This is a genomic window from Paenibacillus sp. FSL L8-0435, assembly GCF_037965655.1.
In the GTDB taxonomy this organism is placed as follows: domain Bacteria; phylum Bacillota; class Bacilli; order Paenibacillales; family Paenibacillaceae; genus Paenibacillus.
This window is the reverse complement of sequence record NZ_CP150185.1, coordinates 328,849-344,888: the sequence shown is the minus strand read 5'-3', so window position 1 is coordinate 344,888 and position 16,040 is coordinate 328,849. Positions and strand designations below refer to the sequence as shown.

Here is a 16,040-nt window from a genome sequence, read left to right as displayed (position 1 = left end):
AGCCAACGAATCATCTTACTCCAGTATAACACACTATGTCCATGCCCACATAAATGCATCCCGATCCCAGGCGATCTGACCACGATGAAGCTTTCGGAAAGCTTTCTTCACTTCTTTGGACAATGATGTATTGCCGTTCTCGTTCACAAAAACAAACTCTTCGCCAAAATGGGTCTTCACATATTCTATGGCAGCTTCCTGATGAAGTGTTCCTGTGAATTTAATCTCCTGTACCATCCATTCTGCTACACCTTGTGCTGTCTTCTCCACTATATCACCTACTGTTTAAACCTAATGTACGGATAGGCAGACCTCGTATCATGAACATATCTGTCTTCCCGCCAGACTGAAGTATACCATGATCCAACTGCTGAGGGGAAACTGTATGATAACTACCTTCAAGCAATACCCCCAATACCATTAATGAACAACCGTATTCGCTTGTTCACTCCCTTTGGAAGGAATGGACGAATGTGTGCGATTGCTCCACACTAACCATGCACAGTAAGCAATCAGTGCTGTCAGTATAAACAGATCGTAAGGAAGTGTCCCTGTGTCCTCCAGATCATTCCCTAGAAATTGAATCAGATTATGTATGAAATGAAACAATATAAGCGGTACGATATTTCCGTTCTTCAGCATCAATAACGCAAGTACAGCTCCCAAGAGCAGCGCATAGATCAACTGCATGATCGTATCCGTTATATCCTGACCAGACAATGCGTTCAGTAGATGCGTAATCGAAAACAAGATGCTGGAGGTCACAACTGCGGCCACTGCACTTTTTTGAAGCAATGTTTTGAAAATAAGTCCACGATAGATCGTTTCCTCTACAAAAGCTACGAGCAAGGTAAAAAAGATGAAAAAGGCTACCCGTGACAAGCTCAGCTCCCCAAATCCTTTCAGGGCAAGTGTACCCAGTACAAGGAGTAGTGGAATATAATACTTTGCATGGCCAGCTGGGATACTTCGCAAAGATCGGAAGCCAGTCTCTCCCCACTTGCGTCTTAACGTCAGATAGATCATCAGAACCATTGCAATGGGTGTAAAGGAAATGAGTACAGGGGAAGTGTAGTCCAGTTGTTTTATCGTTGCAATGGCCCCTGCAGCAAATACGGCTAACAGGAGAAGCAGCTCAATAATCACAACGGTGAGCACAGGTTTACGCTCGGAAAAGGAATGTTTTGGCTTGGGTTGCGGATTAATCATACATTCACCTACCTCGTTTCATTTATGTTTTCCGTTGTCATAAGAACTTATATGCCAATATAGTTGTATCACATCATTCGCATATTGAATATTCCTATTATGGATAAAACTATAAAAGTAACAAAAAAGAGACTTATCCTGACTTCTTTTCACCTAAAATCAGGTATGGCTTATACCTTTATCTGTCCATTATAGTATTACAAGAGTTCAAAGCTGCAGGGGTGTGGCGACTCTTCAACGTCATATATCTATGAAGTACCCATTAACGATAGTTTCACAATGCATAATGAAATCAGGGGGATACTATGAAAGCATTCTTTCAGCGCTGGGGGCATTTACTGGCTATTCTGTGCATACCGCTCCAAGGCTCCATTTACGTTTTTTTAGGCAGCAACACCGGAAGTGATGTGTTCTACAATTATGCTTGGATTGACACACAGATTCCTTTTCTCAAAGAATTTATTTATCCGTACATTAGCTGGATGCCCATTCTGTATCTTGGATTTCTCTATTTGGGTCTGACGAACAAGTCGCTATTCTGGCGTACGTTGATTACCTATAATGTTGGTGTCATGGCTGCCAATGTCTGCTTTGCGGTGTTCCCTACCCATGTCCCACGACCGGAGATCGGCGGAACTGATCTGAGCAGTGTGTTAGTACAGTTTATCTATACCAATGATGCGCCCTTCAACTGTTTCCCAAGTGTTCATGTTCTGACCAGCTATTTGCTGTTTATTGTGATCAACAGACACTTGAACTTTAAACCTTTGGCTCGGATTTCTTGGTCGGTATGGTTGTGGTTGATTATTGCTTCAACGGTGTTTGTAAAACAGCATTCCTTGCTGGACATCGCTGGAGGCATTTTGTTTGCTGAGGCCGCGTATTGGACTGTACATGTCTTTGCTCTTCGTCTTGGGCAGGCACGAAAAAAAGGCAAGCAGCCACTCACAGCTTCTAATCCAAGCAGTCATGTATAACGACATTTATATATGTAACAGGCGGATGATGATCCTGCTATACAGCAAAAGAGGGCATAGGCCCTCTTTTTTTGTACTCATTTAATTAAACCTACTTATATAGAAGAACTTTATTTGGGTTGGACTACGCGTTTCATACTATAGGTGGACGTTCATGAAGAAGGTCAGACGGTGGACTTCCGGTTATACGTTTGAATATGCGGTAAAAATAAGACAGATCCCGGTAGCCGAGAAATTCGGCAATTTCCTGGATGGAGAGTTGCGACTCGGTGAGCAGATATATCGCTCTTTTCATTCGTTGATCATGGACATACTGGCTGATGGTCTGATTCGTCATGCTTTTGAATAATGCAGCAGCATAATTGGGGGTCTTACCAATCTCATCCCCGAGTTCTTCCTTCGTCACTCTCTCCCGATAATGCCGCTCAATGTATCGCTTCATCCGTTCAGCATGATTATGTCTCTCCGGCGGGATGACTCCCCGATCAAGCTCTCTGTTCATATAAATCAACACTTCCATCAATAAGGCTTGGCTCATCATGACATAATAAGATGGACGCTCCTGCCACTGCTGATGGATAGCGCTCATACGTTGGTGAATCAGTTCATAACATCCAGGTTTATGCCGCAAAGCCTCATACCGCTCCAGTGCAGGTAAACCTTCCGTATGGTCACGTTGCAGTTGAATCACAATCTGTGTGTGCGTAACCGTAGGAATACTCTTGCCGTAATACGGGACACCACCTGGAATGAGTAGCAATTCACCCTTTTCCATGATCTGTTTATCACCGTTCACCCAATATACACATTTCCCATATGTAACCAAGCTAAGCCGCCAAGTCTCTTGAGTTTGCACAGCTTCTTCGTACCAACCAACACCATTAATGTGTCGTACTTCAAGTGGAGTAACCATAACACACCTCATTACTGGACTATACTCTAATCATTGTACTATAGTTCATACCCTGTTTCGACAGAAAACGCTACAATACACATATAAGCTTAAATATGAGGAGGAAATTAGCATGTTAAAAACAAAAATTATTTGTACCATGGGACCTGCTTGTGACTCAATCGAATTGTTGAAAGTAATGATTCAGGAAGGTATGACCGTTGCCCGTCTGAACATGGCTCATGGCGAACTGGAAGATCACGTTACACGGATTAACAATATCCGTAAAGCAGCTTCCGAACTGAACACCTATATACCGATCATGATGGACATCAAAGGGCCGGAAGTACGTATCGGTAAACTGAAAGAAGCATCCTGCCATCTGCAAGCTGGTAAAGAGCTGATCCTGACTACCGAAGAAATTCTCGGTGACGCTGAGCGTATCTCTGTAAACTATCCGGAACTTAACCTCGTTGTGAAACCCGGCGATCGTATCCTCATCGATGATGGCCTTGTGGATCTGACGGTACTGTCTGTGGAAGGATCCGATATCCATTGTAAAATCATCAGTGGCGGCATTCTGAAACCACGCAAAGGGGTTAACTTGCCAGGAATCAAAACGACATTGCCAGGTGTAACCGAGCGTGACGTTATGCACATCGGATTTGGGATCGAAAACGATATCGAAATTATCGCAGCATCCTTTGTTCGTAAAGGTGATGACATCCGTGAAATCCGCAGCATTTTGAAAGAACGCGGTGTAGACCACGTACAGATCATCTCCAAAATCGAAAACCAGGAAGGTATGACTAACCTGGACGATATTATTGAAGCATCTGACGGCATCATGGTAGCTCGTGGAGATCTTGGGGTTGAAGTGCCGATCGAAGACGTACCTATGATGCAAAAAGAAATGATCGATAAATGTAACCGCGCTGGTAAACCGGTTATCGTAGCTACACACATGCTGGAGTCCATGCAAGTAAACCCACGCCCTACTCGTTCCGAAGTTAGTGACGTGGCAAACGCTGTACTTCAAGGTGCTGACGTTGTGATGTTGTCCGGTGAATCAGCTGCTGGTAAATATCCGGTACAATCCGTGCGCACGATGGCTGCTGTTGCTCGCCGTGCTGAAACAATGATCGATTACAAAGAGCAATTCGCACAAAAATCGGCTCAACAGATCGCTGATATTACTGAAGTTATCAGTCAGGGCGCTGTAAGTTCTTCCCTCGTACTGAATGCAAAAGCAATCATCACTTCGACTGAGAGTGGATTCACAGCACGCATGATCTCCAAATATCGTCCAAAAGCGCCAATCATTGCAGTTACACAACATGAAGAAGTATTGGCGAAAATCTGCCTGCTCTCCGGTGTTATTCCGGTTATGGGCGACAAAGTAACGACAACGGATGAAATGTTCGAATCGGCTACGCGTAACGCAATCAAAACAGGTTACATTGAAAAAGGTGACATCATTGTATTGTCCGCTGGTGTTCCAATCGGTCAATCCGGTAATACAAACCTGATCAAAGTTCAACAAGTTTAATTCAATAGCTGTAACTGAAGCTACACATCTTAGCTATATATAGAAAATACAAAAAATCCATCGAGAGCAGAAATGCATCCCGGTGGATTTTTTGTTGATGATGTGTGCCAATGATTCTGATGTTACAATAGACTTCGAGATTATAGATTCCGCGAGTAATCAACCAGATCCTGTGACATGGTGTTAATCTCATCCATTGAAGCATTCACCTGCTGTGTCAGGGCAGCCTGATTTTGCGTTAACGTGGACATATTACCGATATGTTCAAGAATCTGATCAATCAGTGTTTTCATCTTCTGCATACTATCTTCGATATTTACTGTGGCCTCTGAACTGTGATCAGCCAGTTTCCGCACTTCTCCTGCAACGACGCCAAATCCCAGTCCCAGCTCTCCCGCTCGTGCAGCTTCAATTGCTGCATTCAACCCCAGCAGATTCGTCTGACTGGCAATCTCTCGAATAAACACGGTGATATTCTTCGTATCATCTGCACTGCTCTTCACTTGAATAGCTGCATCGGCAGATAACTCCTGTGCAGTAACCAGATCCTGTGCCTGATCGGTAATCGAGTTGATTCCACGTACCATCTCGCCAATGGACTCTGACAATTGTTTTGTTTTCAGATTCATGGCTTCCACGATCTGTTCCTTATTCTTCTCATGGGTGACATCTCGAATGGTTCCAGCTACACGGAGTGGTACTCCATCCTGATCCCTAATGGTCTCCCCACCCGCGTGATACCACCGATACTCCCCGTCTTTGCGCTGCAGACGATAATCCAGATCGTACGGTGTACGACCACTGTAATCGTTCATATGTCTGGCAAATTCGTTGATCGTCCGATCATGGTCTTCCGGATGAAGTCGGCTGCTCCAGCTGTTGAACACATTCGGGAAATCCTGCTCGTCTTTAAACCCTAATTCTTTACGGAACTGGGGTGACCACCAGAATTCGTTATTTGGATTAACCACATCTCCAGCCACGACGGTCATATCCCACGGTGCCTCCACCAAGGCACGGTTAACCAGATCATATCGGGTGACGAGTGCTTCCAGCTCATCCGACTTGCTCTTCTCCTCATGAATATCAAACATGATACCCAGAAGTTTGACCGGAACTCCAGCCTGATTTCGGATGACTTGTCCAAGGCATCGGAACCAGCGAATTTCTCCACTTTTAGTAATCATACGGCTGATGACGTTATAGGCAGTTGTTGCTCTTATGTCATTCACATGTTTCATAATCTCCTGCACCAGTTGGGGTCTGTCATCCGGATATATCGATTTGGCCCAGCTTGCAAATGAATCGGGATAATCCTTGGCATTATGGAAGCCTAACATTTGGCGGAATTCATTCGAAAATGCGACGATATTATTGTTATCCAGTGGATCACCAGCAACAATTTCAGACTCCCATAATCCCACATGCATCGCCTGATTCAGCATTCTAAGGCGCATTTCCACGTCTTCGTTTTGAGCTTTCATCATATGTACTGCTTTTTTGATATTACTAGCTATTTCATCGGTATCCTGAAACTCAATGCCATCTTCGATCCATGCGTCATAGTCGCCCTTTTCTGCGTTTGCTACCAGTTTACGACTATACTCCAGTAAATTCTGATGCGCATCTATACGAAGGTGTTTGGTCGATTCAGTACGTTTACGAAACATGCTCATTTCTCCTCTTAGCTCATATGATATATATTTCGACATTATCAGACATTAAGTGTAGAGCAATGGTCTTAATTTTGTATAAAAACAAGAACCAGCACTGAATCAGCACTGGTTCTTATATTAAATGCCTTTATTTTTATGAAAATAAATCTTAAATGACTGCCTCTTACTAGCTACCAGCCAAAATTCAGTGTTTTCCCCGTCTCCACCCAAGTTTTGATGCTGCTTAGAATCATCCACCAGCTGCTCTGTGCATTCGCAATGGAAGGATGGTTATCTGTAAACTGATCATTGATCAGCGTCAGCTTCGTACACTCACCAACCGTTTCCAACTGGAAGACCACTCTGGATTGAAGCTCGGCATGATTCGCATGGTAAGACGGTCCCGGATGCTCCTGATAGCTAAGTCTGGACAGCGGTTCAAATTCCAATATATCTCCATACACATGGACCGTCTCCGCACCATCATTACCTGGCCCTACATAAGCAAACGGCTGACCTGGTTGGAAATTGGTACGAAGTTCACTGCCGAAAAAGCTGTTTCGTGTGCCATCTGGTGATATTAGAGCATTCCACACCTCTTCCAGTCCTGCATTGATATAGAATTCATATTTCAGTTCCATGGACTCACTCCCTTTATGTATTGGATACGCGATCTGCCAAGCTCGCACTCCTATCCTATCGTTATACCCCAAAGGCCGTATTGTAAAAACGCGACAACAGGTAAAATATAAGCTCTTTATGTTTTCAGGAATGTTATACCCTGATCTAAACGGGTTGCGCCCATATAGTGCTTTCCCAGAAGATCAGATATACTAAACTGGAATGAAATAACAGGAGTTGTTCAAGATGATACGACTAATAAAGAAAGGAAATGAGATATGAGCGAATCAACCAATATCATGGGCATCCCTTTTCCCAATGTAACGATGAATCAAACGGTTGCAATCCTTGGTGAAGTTGTAGATCAGGAAAGCAATGAACTATTCCATGTCATCACAGGCAATCCCGAGATTGTTATGTCCTGTCAAAAGAATGCCTCTCTTCGCGAGGTTGTCGATCAAGCCGGGTTGGTCACGGCTGACGGTGCCGGCATTGTGATGGTATCCCGTTTTCGTGGCGGACAATTAACTGAACGGGTAACCGGTTGTGATCTGCTGTTTCGTTTATTGGAGGAAGGTGATCGAGAACACTGGTCATTCTACCTGCTGGGAGCAGAGGAAAGCGTAAGTGAACAGGCAGTAAAAGTCATAGCACATCGTTACCCCGGAGTTATCTTAAAAGGTAGACACCATGGTTATTTCCAGGCAGATGAGGAACAACAGATTGTGGAAGAGATTCGTACTGCTCAACCAGACTTTCTTATCGTAGCTCTGGGCGCCCCCCATGCGGAACACTGGATTAACAAATATCGCCACCAGTTGAACGCTCGTGTAGCTATAGGTGTTGGAGGCAGTCTCGATATCGTAGCTGGCAAAACCAAACGTGCCCCTGCGATATGGCAGAAGCTTAACCTGGAATGGCTCTATCGCCTCCTCAGTCAACCTTCGAGATGGCGCAGGCAACTCATTTTACCCGTTTTGCTGTGCGGGCATTGTTGTTCAGAGAACCTAAATAATGTGAGATGAGCAGGAGGGGTGTCCAGATGAAACAGGTAGAACAAGGAGACAGACCAAGCATGGGCCTGTTGAATCTGAATGAAGGTGATCATAAATATCAACTGACACGCCATGCTCCTTCCGAAGCACTTCGCCCTTTTGTTAAACATTACTGGATCGTATCGTGGGATCTGACTGGATCTGAACCGTATCCCCAACATGTCGTGCCTAACCCTTGTGTCAATCTGGTTGTGGAACGGAACAATACGTTTTTCTTCGGACCATCGGGACGTAAATTCTCCTATCTTGTGAGCGGAAAAGGTCGTGTGTTTGGCGTGAAGTTCAAACCAGGAGGGTTCTATCCCTTCCTCCGGGCTCCTGTCTCATCCTTGTACGGACAGCCGATGAATGTATCCAATATTCTGGACGTCACAGCGGAGTCCTTGGAAGACCGACTTCTTGGGTCGGGGGATGATGCGGATAAAACCAGTTACATCGACCAGCTATTGTGTGCACATCTTCCTGCTGAAGATGCTCAAGCGAGAATGGTTCATGATATTGTGCAACAGTTCGAACAGAACCGAGAGATGCTGAGAGTGGATGATCTGTCTTCTTATTGGAATATGCATACCCGAAAGCTTCAACGCCTGTTCAATCAGTATGTGGGCATCGGACCCAAAACGGTAATCAAGTTGTATCGTCTGCAAAATGCTGCAGAATGGATGGACCGCGGTCTTCACTGTGACCTGATTAAGCTATCTCAGGACCTTGGATATCATGATCAATCCCATTTTATCCGAGATTTCAAGTCCATTATTGGCAGTACACCAGAGGAGTACTTACACTCTAGACATCTGAATGGTGAGCGCCGAGGGCTAACCTGTCCTGAGAATCAGGACAGGCGAATGACTTCTATGGTATCCCCCGTATGGATTACACCTTCCCGTTCAACCGAGCACGCAATCCCACGTTTTTTGCGAGCCGCAGGCACGAATTTTTTGCGCAAACCGTCCTGCTCGTAGAATTGTTCAATCATTTTCCCCGGATGTACACAGGGAAGGTTCTCCCCTTCGCATATTAACCCTGTCCCGTTTGGAAATAGGAGCCGCGTTCCAGCAGGCAGTTCCGTCAATCGATCAATGCCACGAACCAGTATATTGGCACCAAGCCACTCTGGACGCACTTCAGGAATGTTCATTTTCTCAGCAATAAGAGCACATTCTTCCTCAGACACAATACTGAGCTGGCGGCGATTCGCAATCGGTGTGCCACGCTTGTAGATTTTCTGACGTGAGTCCGCCGGACGAAGCAGACCATAATGACGGTCACCCGGAATTCCTGCAAGCTCAATGTCGATAAAAGGTACAACTCGGGTCACAAATGTGGATGGATCATCAGCCAACAAGACGAATTGAACCGTTCCCATGGTAATCCTCTCCCTTTCCTGAGCAATATCACTTCTTTATTGTTCATTATTACCCAATGAATGGATTGTCGACAATCGGCGTATGCTTAGCTTTGTAACCATTTTTTAATTTCAACATCATAACTCAACTGGAAAACGATAAATAATTTAAATAATACGCAATTAAATTGTTACAAATTAAATTTACTCTTTCCGTTCTTGTTGCAAACATTTATACTAGGATGGACAAGTAAATAAATTACATATCAGAAAGCAAGGTGTTTCCTTTGATTAGTATCATTTTTGTAGCTCTTGTAGCTGTCGAACACTTCTATATCATGGTGATGGAGATGTTTATGTGGACTCGTCCACGCACTATGAAAACCTTTAATCTCACGCCGGAATTCGCCAAATCCACCAAGTCCCTCGCGGCCAATCAAGGTCTTTACAATGGATTTCTTGCGGCAGGTCTGATCTGGGGACTCGTATATCCGGATGCTGCCGTTGGACAGCATATTCAGATTTTCTTCCTGGCGTGTGTGATTATTGCGGCTCTTTATGGAGGAGCAACTTCTTCACGGTCGATCATTATTAAACAAGGTTTGCCTGCGATCATTGCGTTGTTGCTGGTCCTGTTCCTCTAATTTCCTGTCGATAGGTGCATTGCTTCGATTCATGTTTAAATCCTTTATGGTAAGGTAGTGAATAGATAGCAGTGTACAATGACCAGAATCGTTCTGGAATTGGAAGGAGAACATGTCATGGGATTGTTTGACAAGCTTCGGCGGCGCAAAAAGGAGAAGGTACCTGCAGGTGGTGCTGTGGAATCGACTAATTACAGTGAAACCATCGTGGGTTTTGTCCTGCTGGAGCGTGACGATTGTGATTTTGACCTTTTCATCAGGAACATGAAGAACGAATGGGATATCGAGATTGAAGAACGGCCGGAGGAGGGCAATCTCTTTTTTGAGGTGAATGGGATGCAGGTGGTATGTGCTCACATTGCCGCGCCTGTACCTGACCGTGAAGTTGAGGAGAATGCCAAGCTAAACATCCTTTGGCGAGAAGCGGAGCAAGTTACCTCACGGCACCAGTCTCAGATTATTGTCTCTGTTCTGAACGCAACAAATGCTATTGATGGACATGTTCTGTTCACTCAAACAGCAAGTGCCTTATTACAGTTGGATCACGCGCTGGCCATATACATGGCACCACTTGTTGTTGAAGCCAGTCAATATGTCGAAACTAGCCGTGGGATCAAACATGATGAGTTGCCCGTCTCGCTCTGGATTTTCATCGGATTATTCCAAAATGCCGAAGGCGCTTCAGCTTACACTTACGGACTACGTAACTTTGGTAAAGAAGAGATGGAGATTATGCAATCGTCTGAATCCTTAAGCGATGTATTTGAGATGATGTTCATGACAACAACGTATGTGGTTGAAAACGACGTCACACTGCATGACGGGGAAACACTTGGTTTCTCGGCAGAACAAAAGCTGAGCATTTCCCTTTCCAAAGGTGCAGCTACAGAAGGCAACAGTTTGAAGATTGGCTTCTAACTTACGCAGGAATTTCAATTTATCATGTTACAATCATAGAAGCCATCTGGAGTTCATCCTCTGGATGGCTTTTAGCTATCCAGCCATCCTCCCAATGACGATGTGATAACAATCCCTGAATTTAACTTCCCTAGGAATAAGTAGTCCATAAGAACCACTATATTATGAATTCAGTTTTCATTCTCGCTATAAAAAGGTATAATTAATAGGCTTATAGTCTCATATATTACATATTATTTTATTATCGAGGAGTTGCCTACATGTCTGTTAGACGTTTGGATTCAACTAAACCTATTATTGAAATTCTCTGGGAAGGTATTGTTTCTCCTGAACATGTTGAACAAGCGAATACAGAAATCAAGAGAATAGCGGAACAATTGGGGAATTCGTTTGATGTGCTAGTAGATATGCGGAACATGAAAGCTTTCCCTCAGGATACCAAAGAAAAAATTGTGGAGCATCAGAAATTACTGACACAGTGGGGTATGAAGCGAGCCAGTGTAGCGGTAGGTGGTGCAATCGCCAAAATGCAATTGAATCGGATTTCCAAAGAATCGGCGCACCAAACTGAATTTCAATGGGAAACGTATGATGAGGCTTTGGCATTTTTGTTGAAATAAAATATTGAAGTGATACGGACTAAGTATAATAAGAGAGATACCGATGCTGTACATGGCACACAGAAAGAGGCGTTCCCCATGAGGAAGCGCCTTTTCTTTTGCAGTTCCACTTTGCTTACTCAGTTATGCCAGTGATCCGAACGCTCATCATTTAAGATTCAAGTTACTTACACGCACCATCGTTACCGATGTACCATTTAGGGACTCCACCACGAATCCTAACCGCTTATATAAGCGAATCGCTTGGTTATCCGGGTCAACACTAAGCGAGACTGCTTCAATTCCCCGCCGTTCAACCTCATCTAATGCGGTCTGAAGCAGTAAGGTACCTACTCCTTTCCCACGTGCATCTTCCGTTACAGCCATTCCCATCTCTGGCGTAGCTGCATTCACATAACCGTATCCCGCATTCTGATCCGCATAGAATCGTAATGTTATTGAACCTAGTCTCTTGCCCTGCTGGTCTACCGCAACATACCCGAAATCCCCTTCTCTTCCCCAGTCTTCAACGTATTTGGATAGCTCAGGCGTATGTATACTTTCGAGTTGGAGAGGTTCATCACCTTCTCGTGTATGCAGGGATGCGTATAACATCTCCCACAGAAAGGGGATATCCTGTTCCTCAATCGAACGCACATGATAGTTGGTCTTGTTCATGTTTGCTCCTCCTTCAGCTTTCCAAAAAGGCGGTCCATCTCATTCAGATTAAACTCATTGGTAATCTCGTAGTCTTCAAGTTCGTCTCTCGTTTTCGCCTCATTGTAGATGGAGATAGACTTTTCATTATAAAACGTCAGTTCAAATCCATCGGTAAAGCGACCTTCTTTATTAATGGTAAGTCGCCATTCATAATAATATGGATTCCTTTCGGAAACGTCGAATTCCCGTACTCTTTTAAGTCGAATATCCTTTAATAGCTTCAGCATGTCTCTAATCTCATTGGGATCTGTAATCGTCACTTCATCATCTTCATTATACGAATCTGCACTTGAAATCTTCCTAATTGTCAGTCGATCCAATCGATCCAGCATGCTCATATGATCTGTAACCTCTGCTCGAAACGTCGTATGTTTGCTGGGGATATACTTAGTATATTGACCAGAGGTATACATACGCACTGCAATAGCTACGACAACAATAATCGTGACGATACCTATAATCATCTTGATTCTGTTTTTCACAGTCTAACCTCCCCCTAGAAATTGAGACCTTACATATTATATATCAAATAAAACTCGTTTTGTGTTCGTTATTCTTCCACATTTTAGTATTTGGTCTCGCCTAAGGATTAAATATTATTTGACGATATATATAATAAGCTTCAAACATACTAACACATTCATGACATCTAGGGGGAAAAGTATGAAGTTAAAACTCAAATTGATGTTAGCCTTCTTCGTCACTGTTCTGCTTACAGCTGGCGCGCTCGCACCACTTGGTTTGGTTCAAACGGAAAACCAAGCTTCTCAGAGTGTGAACAACAAACTAGAAGGATTAATATCTACCGCAACATTTCAGTTGGACGGCTGGTTACACGGAAACGAGAAATTAGTGGAAACACTAGGCCTTGTAATTCAGGAGGCTGTTTCATCTTCTGATCTTAATGAAGATTATCTGTCCATCATGTATAAGGGCACCAACCCTAACAACTTAGAGGACATATTTTACGGAAATAAGGAAGGACAGTTTATAAATGGTTCTGACTTCGTCCCAGATAAAGATTATGATCCCAGGGATCGTTCTTGGTATAAAGAGGCTCTACAAGCAGACAAGCTGATTTTTACTGACCCTTACATCGACAACAAATCCAAACAATTTACGGTGTCTATAGCCATGCCAGTAAAGACAGAAAACGGTGCAATACGGGGAGTGGTTGCTTCTGATATTCTACTTTCCAAGTTAACCGATACAGTCAACCAAATTAACCTGGATGGACTAGGCTACACTTTTATGCTCGACAAAAAGGGAGTTATTTTAGCTCATCCCGAGGCTGATCTTGCAAGTACTTCAGCCGCAGACAACGATCAATTGGGACCGTTGCTTGCAGAGATGCAAACGCATCCTTCAGGACAAAGATCATTCCAATATAACGGAGAAAATCTGCTCCTCTACTTCAAACAAATTCCAAGTACTGGTTGGATTATCGGATCAGTCATATCTGAGAAACTCGCCTATGCGGACTATTATGAATTGCGCAATAACTACATTCTCATTATCGCCATTACATTATTGGTTGTACTGGCAGGTGCCTATTGGATCGCAACACTCTTCATCAAGCCACTGAGAAATCTCCATGAGACCTCCCGCCAAATGTCGAGTGGTGATTTTACAGGAAGGGTGCAGATCAGAGGCAAAGATGAATTCGCTGAACTAGGTATGGCATTCAATCAGATGTCCGATCAGCTTAGCTCGCTGTTCAGGCAAGTAACGGCTTCTGCTGATCGCGTACAAAGTATCTCGGGTGAGATGCAGGAGCATACAGATAAAACCAAACGCATCGCTGAGCAGATCTCCATTGCCACTGATGAACTCGCTCAAGGTTCCAGTACACAGGCTGAATCCGTGTATGATGGCTCAAGCCGTCTGTCGGAGATGAGTGATAGTGTTGGTGGTATCAATCGCAGTGTCGAGCAGTCCGTAACGATGATGCGTGAGGCAGGAGAAGCCATGCTAGCTGGGCTACAAGCGGTAGATCATCAGGTGGAGCTTTCGGATGGTAACCGCCAATCGATTGACCGTGTGGGTGAATCAATCAATCTACTCGCAGACAAATCACAGAAGATTGAAAGCATCGTCAGCATGATTCAAGGTATTGCCTCCCAGACTAACCTGCTCGCACTGAACGCTTCGATTGAAGCCGCCAGAGCGGGTGAACATGGACGTGGATTTGCGGTGGTTGCCGAGGAAGTGCGCAAACTGGCTGAACAATCCGCCGGCTCTTCTCAGGACATCATCGTGTTGCTGAATGAAATCCAGGCGGCTAGCCACCAAAGCGTGAGCGAGGTCGATTCTGCTGAACATGGTATTGAGCAACAGGTTGCTGCCGTACATGAGATGCGCAACTCATTTATGCGAATCAAGCAATCTATTGAAGGCATTGACACTCAGCTTCAACAAGTATCGTCTGCAACAACCGAATTGGATAACAGTTCTGGCAAGATTGCTGAAGTGATCTCCAGTGTTGCGGCCATGTCCGAACAGAGCGCCGCTTCCACCGAAGAGGTTGCCTCTTCAACGCAAGAACAGTTCAATTATATTACGAGTATCTCGGAACGCTCCAATGAACTGGCTCAACAAGCTAATACGCTCGCTGAAGAAGTGAAAAAGTTCAAGATATAAATCAACAAGCCGCGTTCTCCCATAGGGTGAATGCGGCTTGTTTGTTACTTGGTTATATTGCTTTATCACCTATTTGGAATAAGGCAAAACGATAACCCTTATCCCGAGCCATGAATATGACACACGTAGGCTTGGCATCACAACTGATCAGGTTATATCAGAAACCTAATTGTTTTCAGCTCAATATATGACCTGCTGATTCTCGGATAACCAGCTCAGGCTTCAGGACAATCTTCTGCGGTTCTTTACGCTTATCCTTTAATTCTTCAATTAACAGATCTACAGCGCGATGTCCCAGTTCTTCAATTGGCTGGGCAACGGTTGTAAGCGGCGGACTCGTCACGGAAGCCAGAATCGTATTATCAAATCCGATAATGGACACATCCTCTGGCACGCGTAGCCCCAGTTCTTTGGCAGCCTGAAGAGCACCGATGGCCTGAATGTCATTACAACAGAACAAACCTGTCGGGTGATCCTTCTCACCGAGCAGCAGTAGCGCCTCTCTTTTGGCCGAGCTCAAGTCAGCTGCCGATTCTCTGATCTGATTCGGTTCCAGCGTATGACCTGCCTTATTCAATGTTTCGCGGAATCCACGTACACGTTCCTGACTGCTGCTGACTTTGGACGGTTCCGACAGAACCGCTACACGGGTGTGTCCAAGTTCAAGCAGATGCTGCGCTGCGAGCGTGCCGCCAAGCAAGTCGTCAATGGTGACTGTATGCACCGACAGGGATGGCATATGGCGAGCAATCAAAGCGACAGGGATGGACTGCTGCAAGAGGGGTGACAAAATATCGGCATTATCGATTCCGGTTCCGATCATCATGCCATCGACCCTTTTTTGCTGGAGCAGATTCAGATAACGCTCTACCCGCTCGTCCTTATTATCCGTACTGCAGATGACCACGCTGTAACCCAATTGACGGCTTCGATCCTCCACCGCTCTGGCGAGTTCTGCGAAATACGGGTTTGAGATGTCCGGTACGAGCAGTCCCAATGTATACGTCTGCTTACCTGTAAGTGCAGCTGCGATCGCACTGGGTTGATAGTGAAGGCGTTCCATGATCTCCATAATCTCGGCGCGCCGCTTCTCACTGATCTTGCCTTTGCCATTAATGACCTGCGAGACGGTTGCAATGGATACACCCGCCTCGCGTGCTATATCGTATATGGTTGCTTTCATTGTTTTTTCCCCATTTGTGCTATATATAAATTT

Annotated in this window: 16 protein-coding genes and 1 pseudogene; 8 read left to right on the top strand and 9 right to left on the bottom strand. The window is 44.6% G+C overall.

Going from position 1 to position 16,040, the window contains the following annotated elements:
• Positions 1 to 33 precede the first annotated feature (33 nt).
• Positions 34 to 270, bottom strand: a complete 237-nt coding sequence (locus NST33_RS01625) for a hypothetical protein (RefSeq protein ID WP_036607962.1) — start codon at positions 268 to 270, stop codon at positions 34 to 36.
• A 150-nt stretch (positions 271 to 420) separates the two neighbouring features.
• A complete protein-coding gene (locus NST33_RS01620; RefSeq protein ID WP_221824301.1) occupies positions 421 to 1,209 on the bottom strand; it encodes a CPBP family intramembrane glutamic endopeptidase in 789 nt (262 codons plus the stop codon).
• A 305-nt stretch (positions 1,210 to 1,514) separates the two neighbouring features.
• On the opposite strand from NST33_RS01620, the gene NST33_RS01615 reads away from it, so the two are divergent.
• A complete protein-coding gene (locus tag NST33_RS01615) occupies positions 1,515 to 2,186 on the top strand; it encodes a phosphatase PAP2 family protein (protein ID WP_076329982.1) in 672 nt (223 codons plus the stop codon).
• A 133-nt stretch (positions 2,187 to 2,319) separates the two neighbouring features.
• Here the strand turns inward: NST33_RS01615 and NST33_RS01610 are convergent, their stop codons facing one another.
• Positions 2,320 to 3,099, bottom strand: coding sequence for an AraC family transcriptional regulator (locus NST33_RS01610; protein WP_221824303.1), 780 nt, complete (start codon positions 3,097 to 3,099; stop codon positions 2,320 to 2,322).
• A gap of 112 nt (positions 3,100 to 3,211) precedes the next feature.
• Here NST33_RS01610 and pyk point away from each other — a divergent pair, with 112 nt between their 5' ends.
• Positions 3,212 to 4,627 carry a pyruvate kinase gene (pyk, locus tag NST33_RS01605; protein ID WP_036607968.1) on the top strand — a complete coding sequence of 472 codons (1,416 nt, stop codon included), beginning with the start codon at positions 3,212 to 3,214 and terminating at the stop codon, positions 4,625 to 4,627.
• A 140-nt stretch (positions 4,628 to 4,767) separates the two neighbouring features.
• Here the strand turns inward: pyk and NST33_RS01600 are convergent, their stop codons facing one another.
• Entirely contained in the window at positions 4,768 to 6,297 is a 1,530-nt protein-coding gene (locus NST33_RS01600) for a PAS domain-containing protein (RefSeq protein WP_221824305.1), read from the bottom strand.
• Positions 6,298 to 6,473: 176 nt separating this feature from the next.
• Complete coding sequence (locus NST33_RS01595; protein WP_017691129.1) at positions 6,474 to 6,923, bottom strand: SRPBCC family protein; 450 nt, start codon at positions 6,921 to 6,923, stop codon at positions 6,474 to 6,476.
• Between the two features lie 258 nt (positions 6,924 to 7,181).
• Here NST33_RS01595 and NST33_RS01590 point away from each other — a divergent pair, with 258 nt between their 5' ends.
• Both NST33_RS01590 and NST33_RS01585 read left to right on the top strand, forming a co-directional pair.
• The gene (locus NST33_RS01590; protein ID WP_221824307.1) at positions 7,182 to 7,928 is read left to right on the top strand and encodes a WecB/TagA/CpsF family glycosyltransferase; all 747 of its coding nucleotides are present in this window, start codon (positions 7,182 to 7,184) and stop codon (positions 7,926 to 7,928) included.
• A pseudogene (locus tag NST33_RS01585) lies at positions 7,925 to 8,731 on the top strand (helix-turn-helix transcriptional regulator); the annotation flags it as partial. The gene NST33_RS01590 and the pseudogene NST33_RS01585, both read left to right, overlap by 4 nt.
• 59 nt (positions 8,732 to 8,790) lie before the next feature.
• Here NST33_RS01585 and NST33_RS01580 read toward each other — a convergent pair.
• Positions 8,791 to 9,324 (bottom strand): MOSC domain-containing protein, encoded by a 534-nt coding sequence (locus NST33_RS01580; RefSeq protein WP_221824311.1) that lies wholly within the window; start codon positions 9,322 to 9,324, stop codon positions 8,791 to 8,793.
• A gap of 266 nt (positions 9,325 to 9,590) precedes the next feature.
• Between NST33_RS01580 and NST33_RS01575 the strand changes: the two genes are divergently transcribed.
• The 3 genes from NST33_RS01575 to NST33_RS01565 all read left to right on the top strand — a co-directional run bounded on the left by NST33_RS01575 (position 9,591) and on the right by NST33_RS01565 (position 11,485).
• The gene (locus NST33_RS01575) at positions 9,591 to 9,947 is read left to right on the top strand and encodes a DUF1304 domain-containing protein (RefSeq protein ID WP_036608019.1); all 357 of its coding nucleotides are present in this window, start codon (positions 9,591 to 9,593) and stop codon (positions 9,945 to 9,947) included.
• Positions 9,948 to 10,025: 78 nt separating this feature from the next.
• Positions 10,026 to 10,865 (top strand): DUF4261 domain-containing protein, encoded by an 840-nt coding sequence (locus tag NST33_RS01570; RefSeq protein WP_221824313.1) that lies wholly within the window; start codon positions 10,026 to 10,028, stop codon positions 10,863 to 10,865.
• Between the two features lie 260 nt (positions 10,866 to 11,125).
• Entirely contained in the window at positions 11,126 to 11,485 is a 360-nt protein-coding gene (locus NST33_RS01565) for a hypothetical protein (protein WP_221824314.1), read from the top strand.
• A 147-nt stretch (positions 11,486 to 11,632) separates the two neighbouring features.
• On the opposite strand, the gene NST33_RS01560 is transcribed toward NST33_RS01565, so the two are convergent.
• Together NST33_RS01560 and NST33_RS01555 are read right to left on the bottom strand one after the other, a co-directional pair.
• Positions 11,633 to 12,142 (bottom strand): GNAT family N-acetyltransferase, encoded by a 510-nt coding sequence (locus NST33_RS01560; RefSeq protein WP_221824317.1) that lies wholly within the window; start codon positions 12,140 to 12,142, stop codon positions 11,633 to 11,635.
• Positions 12,139 to 12,666, bottom strand: coding sequence for a hypothetical protein (locus NST33_RS01555; RefSeq protein WP_221824319.1), 528 nt, complete (start codon positions 12,664 to 12,666; stop codon positions 12,139 to 12,141). Before NST33_RS01555 ends, NST33_RS01560 begins: the two co-directional genes overlap by 4 nt.
• A gap of 181 nt (positions 12,667 to 12,847) precedes the next feature.
• On the opposite strand from NST33_RS01555, the gene NST33_RS01550 reads away from it, so the two are divergent.
• Positions 12,848 to 14,824: a methyl-accepting chemotaxis protein gene (locus tag NST33_RS01550; protein ID WP_221824321.1), complete on the top strand. Its 1,977-nt coding sequence runs from the start codon at positions 12,848 to 12,850 to the stop codon at positions 14,822 to 14,824.
• 175 nt (positions 14,825 to 14,999) lie between these two features.
• On the opposite strand, the gene NST33_RS01545 is transcribed toward NST33_RS01550, so the two are convergent.
• Complete coding sequence (locus NST33_RS01545) at positions 15,000 to 16,007, bottom strand: LacI family DNA-binding transcriptional regulator (RefSeq protein ID WP_221824323.1); 1,008 nt, start codon at positions 16,005 to 16,007, stop codon at positions 15,000 to 15,002.
• Between the last annotated feature and the right edge of the window lie 33 nt (positions 16,008 to 16,040).